Annotated in this window: 11 protein-coding genes; 8 read left to right on the forward strand and 3 right to left on the reverse strand. The window is 59.9% G+C overall.

What is annotated here, in order from left to right:
* Nucleotides 1-25 precede the first annotated feature (25 nt).
* Nucleotides 26-421, forward strand: coding sequence for a hypothetical protein (locus BSG20_RS14585; protein WP_072376106.1), 396 nt, complete (start codon nucleotides 26-28; stop codon nucleotides 419-421).
* On the opposite strand, the gene BSG20_RS14590 is transcribed toward BSG20_RS14585, so the two are convergent.
* A complete protein-coding gene (locus BSG20_RS14590; protein WP_072376104.1) occupies nucleotides 422-688 on the reverse strand; it encodes a DUF1127 domain-containing protein in 267 nt (88 codons plus the stop codon). It lies immediately after the preceding gene.
* 78 nt (nucleotides 689-766) lie between these two features.
* Between BSG20_RS14590 and BSG20_RS14595 the strand changes: the two genes are divergently transcribed.
* From BSG20_RS14595 to BSG20_RS14610, 4 genes are all read left to right on the forward strand, one after another.
* On the forward strand, nucleotides 767-2,185 hold the full coding sequence (locus tag BSG20_RS14595) for an aminotransferase-like domain-containing protein (protein WP_072376102.1): 1,419 nt from the start codon (nucleotides 767-769) through the stop codon (nucleotides 2,183-2,185).
* 130 nt (nucleotides 2,186-2,315) lie between these two features.
* Nucleotides 2,316-2,891 (forward strand): acyloxyacyl hydrolase, encoded by a 576-nt coding sequence (locus BSG20_RS14600; RefSeq protein ID WP_072376101.1) that lies wholly within the window; start codon nucleotides 2,316-2,318, stop codon nucleotides 2,889-2,891.
* A gap of 122 nt (nucleotides 2,892-3,013) precedes the next feature.
* Nucleotides 3,014-5,248: a phosphoribosylformylglycinamidine synthase subunit PurL gene (gene purL, locus BSG20_RS14605; protein ID WP_093041185.1), complete on the forward strand. Its 2,235-nt coding sequence runs from the start codon at nucleotides 3,014-3,016 to the stop codon at nucleotides 5,246-5,248.
* Nucleotides 5,249-5,267: 19 nt separating this feature from the next.
* Nucleotides 5,268-5,501, forward strand: a complete 234-nt coding sequence (locus BSG20_RS14610) for a BolA/IbaG family iron-sulfur metabolism protein (RefSeq protein WP_024312746.1) — start codon at nucleotides 5,268-5,270, stop codon at nucleotides 5,499-5,501.
* Nucleotides 5,502-5,522: 21 nt separating this feature from the next.
* Here the strand turns inward: BSG20_RS14610 and BSG20_RS14615 are convergent, their stop codons facing one another.
* Nucleotides 5,523-6,674, reverse strand: coding sequence for a hypothetical protein (locus BSG20_RS14615; RefSeq protein ID WP_072376099.1), 1,152 nt, complete (start codon nucleotides 6,672-6,674; stop codon nucleotides 5,523-5,525).
* 282 nt (nucleotides 6,675-6,956) lie between these two features.
* On the opposite strand from BSG20_RS14615, the gene grxD reads away from it, so the two are divergent.
* From grxD to BSG20_RS14630, 3 genes are all read left to right on the forward strand, one after another.
* Complete coding sequence (gene grxD / locus BSG20_RS14620) at nucleotides 6,957-7,292, forward strand: Grx4 family monothiol glutaredoxin (RefSeq protein WP_016554134.1); 336 nt, start codon at nucleotides 6,957-6,959, stop codon at nucleotides 7,290-7,292.
* Nucleotides 7,293-7,435: 143 nt separating this feature from the next.
* A complete protein-coding gene (locus BSG20_RS14625) occupies nucleotides 7,436-8,641 on the forward strand; it encodes a multidrug effflux MFS transporter (protein ID WP_072376095.1) in 1,206 nt (401 codons plus the stop codon).
* Nucleotides 8,642-8,677: 36 nt separating this feature from the next.
* Complete coding sequence (locus BSG20_RS14630; RefSeq protein ID WP_072376094.1) at nucleotides 8,678-9,958, forward strand: multidrug effflux MFS transporter; 1,281 nt, start codon at nucleotides 8,678-8,680, stop codon at nucleotides 9,956-9,958.
* A gap of 91 nt (nucleotides 9,959-10,049) precedes the next feature.
* On the opposite strand, the gene BSG20_RS14635 is transcribed toward BSG20_RS14630, so the two are convergent.
* Nucleotides 10,050-10,646: a LysE family translocator gene (locus BSG20_RS14635; protein WP_072376062.1), complete on the reverse strand. Its 597-nt coding sequence runs from the start codon at nucleotides 10,644-10,646 to the stop codon at nucleotides 10,050-10,052.
* Nucleotides 10,647-11,111 lie beyond the last annotated feature (465 nt).

Here is an 11,111-nt window from a genome sequence, read left to right on the forward strand (position 1 = left end):
CATCCGGTCCATTGGAGCAAGATTGATGCGCCCTCGCCTTTCGACACGCGTTCTCGCGATTGCCGCAACAGCGGTAATGGTGGCGTCCTGCCAAACGCGCACGCCGGCGAAGGGTCCGGATCGCAGCGCGCTTTCGACGATGGAGCGCGTTGCTCTCGGCGCGAACGCCTGCTGGTTCAAGTCCGGCGACGCCGCCTTCGCTGACTACAGGCTGGCGCCCGAACTGAATTCCTTCTCCGGTCGTCCGCGCATTCTCGTCGTGCACAGGGGAAGCCCCGAGAGCCGCCCCTTGCTCGTCGTTCAGGCAGAAGGCAACCCCTCCAAGCTCGACGCCTTTGGTCCGATGATGCAAGGCTCCGCAGGGCCGCGGATCGTCAAGGATGTCACGCGCTGGGCATCCGGCGGCAAGGCTTGCGGCTGATCAATCCCAGAAGGGCGATTTGGCGGCTTCCTTGCGTGCTTCCGCGCGCGTGATGCCAATGTCCAACAGTTCGTCGTCCGTCAGATCCCGCAGGACCCTGCGGGTTTCGCGCTTCTGGTGCCACGACGAGAGCCGATGCCACGCGGACTGCAGCAAGGCCTGAGCGCGCGATGCGCCGCCCGAGTCTTGCGGAATACGGTATTGCATCGATTGCACCCCAGAAGTTAGAGGTGCAATCGCAGGCTCTTTCTCTGGAACGGCAGACATGTCATTCTCCAAGCGAAATTGTATCCGCTCTGTACATAGTGTTGACGATTGGAGGGTGACAATATAAGAATTGTCATCATGACAACTTGGCTTCCAGACTTTTCTCGTGGTTCCGGCCCGGTCTATCTCCGGATTGCCGACAGCATTGAATCAGCCATCGCCAGCGGCACATTGCCTGCCGGCAGCAAATTGCCACCGCAGCGAAACCTCGCCTACGACATTGGCGTTACAATCGGGACAATCGGCCGCGCTTACGCGCTGGTGCACGAGCGTGGCCTCGTCGCAGGAGAAGTTGGCCGCGGAACCTATGTGCTGGATCGCGCCGAGACCACACCCGGCAATCAGCCGGACCCGCTGACCATTGCGCTCGGCGGCACACGCGCGATCGATGCGCCTGCCGGCAAGATACGCTTTGATACGACGGCGGCTCCGGATCTTGGCCAAGGTAAGATCATCGGCAAAGTGCTCGCCGAGATTGGCGAGGAGCAGCTTTCCGAGATTTCGTCCTATTCCCGCGTTTTCCCGCGAAATTGGTACGAAGCCGGCCGGCGGTGGCTGGCCAGAAACGATTGGACGCCTGAGACAGAAAACATCGTCCCTACCCTTGGGGCCCATGCGGCAGCTGTCTCGGTCATCTCGGCCGTGTCATCGCCCGGCGACAAGATCGTATTTGAGGATCTGAGCTATACGCAGGTCAGCCGCAGCGCACGCATTCTCGGTCGCCGCACCATTACCGTCGAGTCCGACGGGAATGGCGTGATCCCCGATGACTTCGAACGCCTCTGTCTTCAGCAGCATCCCAAACTCGCGTTCCTGATGCCAACTGCGCACAATCCCACCCTGGCGACGATGCCCCACGAACGCCGGACACGGCTCGCAGAAATTGCGCGCCGGCACGGGGTCTGGCTGATTGAAGACGATCTCTATGGTGGGATGACCGGAGACGAAAATCCCCTGCTTGCGTCGCTCGCACCCGATCGCACGTTTCTGATCAGTGGCCTTTCAAAGTCTGTGGCCGCCGGCGTGCGCGGCGGCTGGGTCGCCTGCCCGCCGCATTTTGCGCAGCGGATCAAGGTGACGCACAAGATGATCACTGGCGGGCTGCCATTCATTCTGGCTGAAGCCTGCGCTCGTCTCGTGGAAAGCGGCCAGGCGCACGAGATCCGCAAGGCAAGCGCGGCGGAACTGTCCATCCGCGAACGTCTCGCACGCGAACAGCTGCAAGGATACGACTTCGTATCGCATCCACACGTGCCCTTCCTCTGGCTGAAACTGCCCGACCCCTGGCTCTCAGGAACCTTCAAGAACGCCGCTTACCGAGATGGTGTTCTGATCGATGATGAGGATGAGTTCAAGGCAGCTCGCGCCGAGAAAGTCTATCACCGCGTACGGATAGGCTTCTCGTCGCCGCGCAACCGGGAAGATATGGTTGCGGGTCTCATGACATTGCGACGCCTGCTAGAAAGCGGCGGCGCCGGGTATGACGGCGAAATTTGAGACTGCGGCAGATGGGTCGCAGGTCAGAGACAAAAGCAGCGACGGCCGACGAAAGCTGCATTACCTGACTATGATCGATGCTACCAGATTCAGATCTGGAATCTGGCGTGAGTCGGACGAGGTAATCTGAATGTCGATCGAACTTCTGACGATTTTTCCGCGTTCATCAATAGCGTTTCTAGCGGCCCTTCTTGCCAACATCTCTGTCGTTCCGGCTCATGCCGGCGGGCAAATCTTTGATGAGTTGCGCTTCGGTGCGTCGGCATCAGTGCAAGGCGGCGGCGAGCGCGAGGACGGCATCTTTCCTGAGGTAACGGTGTTCCTTGATCCGTTCGGGCAGGACGCGGCAACGGGCTGGAAGCAACAGCTTGCGCGCCCACGCATTAATCTCGGCACCTCCATCGGCACGTCCGGGCGAGCCACCCAAATCTTTGCGGGTCTCTCCTGGACGGCGAACTTCAATGAGGAGGTCTTTGCCGAAGCCGGCTTCGGCGGCGTCTGGCACAATGGGGAACTAAAAGGCAATACCGATGGCCCGAATCTCGGCTGTCGGTTCCTCTTCCACGAATATTTGGGCGCTGGTTACCATTTCGATCAGCACTGGAACGTCATCGCCCAGGTCGCCCATTCGTCCCATGCCAATCTCTGCGACGGGCCGAACAACGGCATGACGCGCGCCGGCGTCCAGATCGGCTACAAGTTCTAAGCCATCGCGGTTGCCTTTCGGTGCCCGCTGTCTGTTAACAGCGGGCATTTTCCTGTCGCGCGTTTCATTCACTTAGGCTAAAGACACCGCAATCGCGCAACGGCAGGGACTTCCGAGAGCTCATGACCATTTCCAATACCCGCCCGATCACCCCCGAACTGATCGCCGCCCATGGCCTGAAGCCAGACGAGTATCAGCGGATATTGGACCTGATCGGCCGCGAACCGACCTTTACGGAGCTCGGCATCTTCTCGGCCATGTGGAACGAGCACTGCTCGTACAAATCCTCGAAGAAGTGGTTGCGTACGCTGCCGACCAAAGGCTCGCGCGTCATCCAGGGACCCGGTGAAAATGCAGGTGTCGTCGATATCGATGATGGCGACTGCATCGTCTTCAAGATGGAGAGCCACAACCACCCCTCCTACATCGAGCCGTATCAAGGCGCGGCGACGGGCGTCGGCGGCATTCTGCGCGACGTCTTCACCATGGGCGCCCGCCCAATCGCAGCGATGAACGCGCTTCGTTTCGGCGAGCCGGACCATCCAAAGACCCGTCACCTCGTCTCTGGCGTGGTTTCCGGCGTTGGCGGCTACGGCAACTCCTTCGGCGTGCCGACGGTCGGCGGCGAAGTGGAATTCGACGCCCGCTACAACGGCAACATTCTGGTCAACGCCTTTGCCGCTGGTTTGGCGAAGTCGAACGCGATCTTCCTCTCGGAAGCCAAGGGCGTCGGCCTCCCAGTCGTCTACCTCGGCGCGAAGACCGGCCGCGACGGCGTCGGCGGCGCGACCATGGCCTCGGCCGAATTCGACGAATCCATCGAGGAAAAGCGCCCGACGGTTCAGGTTGGCGACCCCTTCACAGAAAAGTGCCTGCTCGAAGCCTGCCTTGAGCTGATGCAGACGGGCGCCGTCATCGCCATCCAAGACATGGGTGCTGCCGGCCTTACCTGCTCGGCTGTGGAAATGGGCGCCAAGGGCGATCTCGGCATCCTGCTCGATCTCGATACCGTGCCGGTGCGCGAAGAACAGATGACGGCCTACGAGATGATGCTGTCCGAGAGCCAGGAGCGCATGCTCATGGTCCTGCAGCCGGAAAAAGAGGCCGTTGCGAAGGCAATCTTCGTCAAGTGGGGCCTCGATTTTGCCATCGTCGGCAAGACCACCGACGATCTGCGATTCCGCGTCGTTCACCAGGGCGAGGAAGTCGCCAACCTGCCGATCAAGGATCTCGGCGACCAGGCGCCGGAATATGATCGTCCGTGGCGCGAACCGGACAAGCGCGCGCCTTTGCCTGCCAACCTCATCGCGGCCCCGGCTGATTACGGCCAGGCGCTATTGCAGCTCGTTGGCTCTCCCAATCAATCAAGTCGGCGTTGGGTCTACGAACAGTACGATACCCTGATCCAGGGCAACTCGCTCCAGCTTCCTGGCGGTGACGCGGGCGTCGTTCGCGTCGAGAACCATGCGAGCAAGGCTCTCGCTTTTTCCTCTGACGTCACGCCGCGCTATGTTGAGGCAGACCCGTTCGAAGGCGGCAAGCAGGCGGTCGCGGAATGCTGGCGCAACATCACCGCAACCGGCGCAGAGCCGCTGGCGGCGACCGACAACCTGAACTTCGGCAATCCCGAGAAGCCCGAGATCATGGGCCAATTCGTCCAGGCCGTGAAGGGCATCGGAGAAGCCTGCCGGGTTCTCGATTTCCCCATCGTGTCGGGCAATGTCTCGCTCTACAATGAAACCAATGGTGTTGCGATCCTGCCGACGCCGACGATCGCTGGCGTTGGCCTTCTGCCTGACTGGAAGAAGATGGCGCGTATCGGCAGCGCCGCGAATGGCGACAAGGTGATCATGATCGGTACCGACGGCAGCCATCTCGGTTCGTCGATCTACCTGCGCGACGTTATCGGCAGCACTGAAGGCCCCGCTCCGGAAGTCGACCTCTTTGCGGAGCGCCGCAATGGCGAGTTCGTGCGCTCGGTCATCCGCAACGGCCAGGCAACGGCCTGCCACGATATCTCTTCGGGTGGCCTCGTACTTGCTCTGGCCGAAATGGTGATGGCATCCAGCAAGGGCCTAAAGATCAGCCTCGGTGAATGCAGGGGAGCGCCGCACGCGCTGCTGTTCGGCGAAGATCAGGCCCGCTACGTGCTGACGGTGCCGGCGGATGTCGCAAACTTCGTCTGCGCCAATGCCGAAGGTGCGGGCATACCCTTCCGCCGCCTCGGCACGGTCGAGGGTAATAGCCTTGTGGTCGACGATCTGCTGTCGCTGCCGATTCAGCAATTGCGCGACGCCCATGAATCATGGTTCCCTGATTACATGGAAGGCCATGGCACGCTCGCTGCCACGGAATAATGCGCAAGGAGTAACGATCATGCCTATGAAACCCGGTGATATCGAAGACATGATCAAGGCTGGAATCCCCGGCGCCAAGGTAACCATTCGCGATCTCGCCGGCGATGGCGACCATTACGCAGCGGAAGTCGTCGCGGAAGCCTTTCGCGGCAAGAGCCGCGTGCAGCAGCATCAAATGGTCTATGAAGCCCTCAAGGGCAACATGGGCGGTTTACTGCATGCCCTGGCGCTGCAGACATCGGCACCTGATTGATATGGAATGCAAAATGCCCGGTCACATGCCGGGCATTTTGTTGTAGCCGGATCCGGCAAAGACCGAGCCGGACCGTGGGCCGGCCGTCAGCAGCGTGAAGTCGAAGGGAGCCCTTAAATCCGGCCCCAGGACGTACTGCCGATGCACGCGCAGAAAGTCCTTCTTGATCTTCCTGTAGTGTTCAACGGTCAGCATCTGCTTGACGCGGATGAACACCATCTTGGCGGGGCGTGCGTCGCCGTGCCCGCAAACGGCCACTACCGGGACCTTGTAGAAATGGATCGCATCCGTCAGGCATTGGACATCGAGCCATTCGACGGTGTCGCATCGCGCTATGAGGCCCACCCGTGATCGCAGCAACTGCGCGGGGCGCAACAATGCACATTGCAGGATTGCTGACCCGAGCGTCGCAAAGATCACCCTCTTGCCGGCGAAAACACCCGCATGCCGCTCGAGAAGTATGCCGATCACATGCGCGGCCACGCTGGAGCCCATGCTGTGAGATGAGATTACATATTCGTCCGCAGGCTCCGACAACGCTGCCCGGGCAGCGGTGGCACAGCGATCGAGCCACTGGTTGAATTCTGGTTTGTTCATCCGAGCAAGAGCCACCGCCATGTGCCAGTCCGCGAAAAGATGCAATGTGTAAAAACGTTCGGCGAAAGGTAGAAACACGAAGCCGAAGAAACACAACGCCAGCGCCGCGCTCCACAGAAGATGAAAGCCGGGCAATTCCATTCCGATCGGTATGACAGCGATCGTGGCACTGAGCGAGAAGCCAAGGATCATCATCAGAAACGGAAAGACAAAAAACAGTCCGAAGCGCCAGGCATGACTGAAATAGCCGGCCACCCCGCCATAGGCGATGACCTGGAACGCGCTCCAAAAACCTGCGCGGATCTGCGCCGCCCGGCTGCCCGTCCTAAGCCCTTCGACAAGGGCATTGTGGTCGAAGACATGGATGTGGCTGCTGGTTTCCCAGCCATCCGAGCTCGTCTGCACCTTGAAGCTCGTTGAATCCGATCCGTATTCCGGTTCACTTGCCAGCGCTGAGAATTTCCAGACGGCTGCACTTTGCTTTGCTGATCGTGCGTAGCGCGACCAGTGGGCACGCCCATCAAGCGGCTCGAACCCCGGAAAATGGAGAACGACCCTTTTTGAAATCAATGTCATTATTCTCTTTCGTGGCCGCGCAGCGGCAATAATTGCTGCGCCGCAATCTGCGACAATTGTGGCGAAATCCGGGTGGATTCCCTTGAAGAGCGGGCGCGGGTAGCGCCATGGCGCGTCGCTTCCGGAGGATGCGTAACGCAAGGGCAACAATGCGCGCTCAGCAAACCGTTAGGGTGCTCTTTTTTTGCCCGACCTGCTGGAATTCCGCCGATCACATGCTATCTAAGCTTAACGATTGAAACGGCGGGCCTTTAACTCGCCTGTGGAAAGGATCAGGTCCCTATGAGCGGCATTAACGAATTCATCGACAACGAAATCAAGAGCAACGACGTCGTCCTCTTCATGAAGGGCACGCCCCAGTTTCCGCAGTGTGGATTCTCCGGCCAGGTCGTGCAGATTCTCGATTACATCGGCGTCGACTACAAGGGCATCAACGTGCTCGCTGACTCCGAAATCCGCCAGGGCATCAAGGATTATTCCAATTGGCCGACGATCCCGCAGCTCTACGTCAAGGGCGAGTTCGTCGGCGGCTGCGACATCGTCCGGGAAATGTTCCAGGCCGGTGAGTTGCAGCAGCACCTGCAAGAACACGGCGTCACCGTTCGCGGCGCCGCCTGACCTGTCCGGTCACCGGGCGTTCGCCCGGTTTCCAAATCTTGTATTTTGAGTCCGAGGCGCTGTGCTGAACAGCGCCTTGGCCTGTTTATGGGAATTTCATTGTGACAGATTCATCACAAGCGGTGCACGCGGGCCAATTGCCCATGGGCAAAGGGGAATTCATTGTGCTCGCCGCCTTCCTGATGGCGGTAAATTCGCTTGCGATTGACATCATGCTTCCGGCGTTGCAGCAGATCGGCGCGAGCCTCGGCGTCGAGAGCGAAAATCACCGCCAATTCGTCGTTTCCTCCTATCTGCTCGGGTTCGGCCTGGCGCAGCTCTTTTACGGTCCGCTCTCCGACCGCTTCGGCCGTCGCCTGCCGCTGCTGATTGGCCTCGTCATCTATATCTGTTCCGCACTCGGGATCGCGCTCGTGCCGTCCTTTGCCGGCCTCCTCGTGCTTCGCTTCGTTCAGGGCATTGGTTCGGCGGCCACGCGCGTCATCACGATCTCCATCGTCCGTGATATCTATGGCGGTCGGCAGATGGCGGAAGTCATGTCGCTGATCATGATGGTCTTCATGATCGTTCCCGTCATCGCGCCGGGCAGCGGCCAGATCATCATGTTCTTCGGCAGTTGGCATCTGATCTTCGTATTCATCGCCATCATGGCGGCTCTGATTTCAATCTGGGCCTATCTCCGCCTTCCCGAAACCCTTCGTCCCGCGAATGTTCGCCCCTTCACCGCCCGCTCGGTAATCGGCGGCTTCAAGCTGGTTCTCACGAACCGCATCGCGCTCTGCTACACGATCGCCAGCACCTTCATCTTCGGTTCGCTGTTCGGCTTCATCAATTCCGCGCAGCAAATCTATGTCGGAATCTACGATCTCGGCGTGTACTTCCCCCTTGCTTTCGCCGGTGTCGCCGTCTTCATGTCGCTGTCGTCCTTCCTAAACTCGCGGCTCGTCGGCAAGTTCGGGATGCGGCGGCTGTCGCATGGCGCGTTGGCCGGCTTCATCGCCATCAACACGATCTGGCTTGCGGCCCTCATCCTCGGACCGCATCCGATGCCCTTCCCCCTCTTCATCGGCTTCTTCGGTCTGGCGATGTTCCAGTTCGGGTGGATCGGCTCCAACTTCAACTCGCTTGCAATGGAACCGCTCGGCCATGTCGCGGGAACGGCCTCGTCCGTCCTCGGCTTCATGAGCACGGTCGGCGGTGCGTTGATCGGCGCTGGCATCGGCCAGGCATTCAACGGCACCGCGCTGCCGATGGTCGCGGGCTATTTCACCGTCTCGATCATCGGTCTGATCTTCGTTTTGATCGCAGAAAAGGGGCGTCTCTTCCAACCGCACAATCCCGCGGTCTGATCGGCTCGCCCCACTTCATATTTCAGGATTTCCATTATGACGCCTGCCCATAAACCACATGTTGAAAATCAGGGCTCCCGCCGAATAGGCATGGGTTTCGTCGAATTCGTCGTCACCATCGCCATCATGACCGCCAGTATCGCCATGGCGATCGACAGCATGTTGCCCTCGCTTCCCGCGATCGGCCATTCGTTCGGCGTCACCAACGCCAACGACACGCAGCTCGTGATCGGTGTCTTCTTCCTCGGCTTCGGCGTGTCGCAGATCATCTTTGGCAGCTTGGCAGACACCTTCGGTCGTCGCAACATCCTGCTCGGCGGCCTGGCGGTCTATGTGCTGGCCATGTTCGCCGCGGCTGCCACCGGCAGCTTTGAAATGCTGCTGGTCATGCGCTTCGTGCAGGGCCTCGGAGGCGCTGCCGTTCGCATCACAACCATGGCGATCGTTCGGGACTGCTTCGGCGGCCGCGAGATGGCGCGTGTCATGTCCTATGTGATGATCGTCTTCATGATCGTGCCGATCGTGGCACCTTCGGTGGGGCAAGTGATCATCACCTATGCCAACTGGCACTGGATCTTCATCCTGCTCGGCCTGGTGGGCGCAATCCTGTTCATCTGGGCGCTGCTGCGCCTCAAGGAGTCTCTGCCGAAGGAGGAGCGCATTCCCCCGTCGGTCGGCTCCGTCGTCGACGGCTTCAAGACCGTTTTGACCAACAAGATCACCTGCGGCTACATGATCGGTCTCACCATGTTCACGGGCGTCATCAGCGCCTACGTCATTTCGGTCCAGCAGGTTTTCGGCGAGGTCTACGGTCTCGGCGACTGGTTGCCGATCGCGTTTGCGGCAACGGCAGGCGGTATCGCGGTGGCAAACTTCGCCAATGGCTTCTTCGTGCGCAAGTTCGGCATGCGCCGCATCTCGCATGTCGCCATGATCCTGTTCACGATCGTCTCGGCGATTGGCTACGTCAAGGCGCTCGGCGGCCGCCCCGATTTCGCCTTCGCCTATGCGCTCTTCACAATCCTGCTGATGATGTTCGCCGTCATCGCAACCAACTTCACTGCAATCAGCCTGGAGCCTATGGGCAATCTGGCCGGCACGGCGACCGCCATCACGGGCTTCGTGTCGACGACCTTCGGCGCGATCCTCGGCGGCACGGTTGGCCAGTTGTTCAATGGCACAGTCCAGCCGCTGTTCGGCGGCTTCGCGGTCTTCGGCGCGATCAGCATCGCCGCAACGCTCTGGGCGGAAGGCGGCAAGCTCTTTACGCATCCGGGCGACAGCCCTCAGCTCGATCCGAGTGCCCCACACTTCTGATTGCTTGTTCGGCTTCCATCAATAGGAATGCGCTATACTTCCGATGATGGTCGCTCGCAGCACTCGTTGCGGGCGGCACTCCCTCTCCGGTTTATCGCCAGACCAGAACAACCGACGCAGCCAGCGCCAATGCCATGACAATGTTGAAGCGCCTGGCCGAACGCTCACCGCGGAGAAGGCCGGCCATAAGCGCGCCCGTCGCAAGCCACAGCATGCCCGCAGGAAATGCAGCAGCGGCAAAAAGTGTCCCCATCCACAAGGCGCCGCTGATTTGATTGTACTGCACAGGTACGAGATAGGTACTTCCCGCACTCAGGGCGACAAGCCAGCCTTTTGGATTCAGCCACTGAAAGAGGAAAGCTTGCAGAAATCCCGTCGCACGCCCCTGAGCGTCCGCCTCGAACGTGCCTGCATTGACGATCTGCCAAGCTAACCACAACAAGAACAGAGATCCCGCAACCTTCATCGCAATCACAACCTTTGGCGCAGCGGCGACAATCTCCCCAACGCCGAAGGCGCTCAGAACAATCATCACGCCCATTCCCAGCGACGCACCGATCGGACAGGTGATACCTCTCCAAGCGCCGACGGCCGCACCGGTGGACAGGATCATCGCGTTACTAGGCCCCGGCGTGACCGCCGCGACAAATGCAAACAACGCGAAGGCCAGCGCCTGAGCGGTATCCATGTTCGCTCTCCAGGTCATCACTAGGAGGAGCATCCTAAGCTCGGCGTTTCCTTCTCGTATTGTATGTCTGTGCAAACGCGGCCGATGGACAGCCATTGACGCTGACGATTTGCCTTGAGTGGGTAGAGTGCTGAAGGTTCTGCAAATTCCTTAATGAGGGCGGCCATGGCAGACTCACATGGGGAAGCGCCGGTCAAGTGGGACTAGCTTGTCATATCGATGCCCTTTCAAATTGTGGGATCCAGGTTGAGCCCGACTGCATGACTCTGCTCGTTAGCCGAGCAGATCAACCTCACATTCGGTCGCCGCTCTTTCACGGCTGCACCAATATCCCGCTTCCGGCGGCTGGGCTCAGGCGACGAGACCATTCTGAGTGAGCGGCATTTTAGGCCAGTCTGCCATGCGGTTCGTCCACCTGCATCCGTCAGGACTGATCAGGCCCTGGGGAATGAGAGAGCTTGTTAT

Source organism: Rhizobium tibeticum, assembly GCF_900110205.1.
GTDB classification, from domain to species: Bacteria; Pseudomonadota; Alphaproteobacteria; order Rhizobiales; family Rhizobiaceae; genus Rhizobium; species Rhizobium tibeticum.

Bases quoted from the DNA above. Each gene is read 5' to 3' on its own strand.
- BSG20_RS14585 (WP_072376106.1), top strand. From the start codon at position 26: ATGCGCCCTCGCCTTTCGACACGCGTTCTCGCGATTGCCGCAACAGCG.
- BSG20_RS14590 (WP_072376104.1), bottom strand. From the start codon at position 688: ATGTCTGCCGTTCCAGAGAAAGAGCCTGCGATTGCACCTCTAACTTCT.
- BSG20_RS14595 (WP_072376102.1), top strand. From the start codon at position 767: ATGACAACTTGGCTTCCAGACTTTTCTCGTGGTTCCGGCCCGGTCTAT.
- BSG20_RS14600 (WP_072376101.1), top strand. From the start codon at position 2,316: ATGTCGATCGAACTTCTGACGATTTTTCCGCGTTCATCAATAGCGTTT.
- purL (WP_093041185.1), top strand. From the start codon at position 3,014: ATGACCATTTCCAATACCCGCCCGATCACCCCCGAACTGATCGCCGCC.
- BSG20_RS14610 (WP_024312746.1), top strand. From the start codon at position 5,268: ATGCCTATGAAACCCGGTGATATCGAAGACATGATCAAGGCTGGAATC.
- BSG20_RS14615 (WP_072376099.1), bottom strand. From the start codon at position 6,674: ATGACATTGATTTCAAAAAGGGTCGTTCTCCATTTTCCGGGGTTCGAG.
- grxD (WP_016554134.1), top strand. From the start codon at position 6,957: ATGAGCGGCATTAACGAATTCATCGACAACGAAATCAAGAGCAACGAC.
- BSG20_RS14625 (WP_072376095.1), top strand. From the start codon at position 7,436: ATGGGCAAAGGGGAATTCATTGTGCTCGCCGCCTTCCTGATGGCGGTA.
- BSG20_RS14630 (WP_072376094.1), top strand. From the start codon at position 8,678: ATGACGCCTGCCCATAAACCACATGTTGAAAATCAGGGCTCCCGCCGA.
- BSG20_RS14635 (WP_072376062.1), bottom strand. From the start codon at position 10,646: ATGGATACCGCTCAGGCGCTGGCCTTCGCGTTGTTTGCATTTGTCGCG.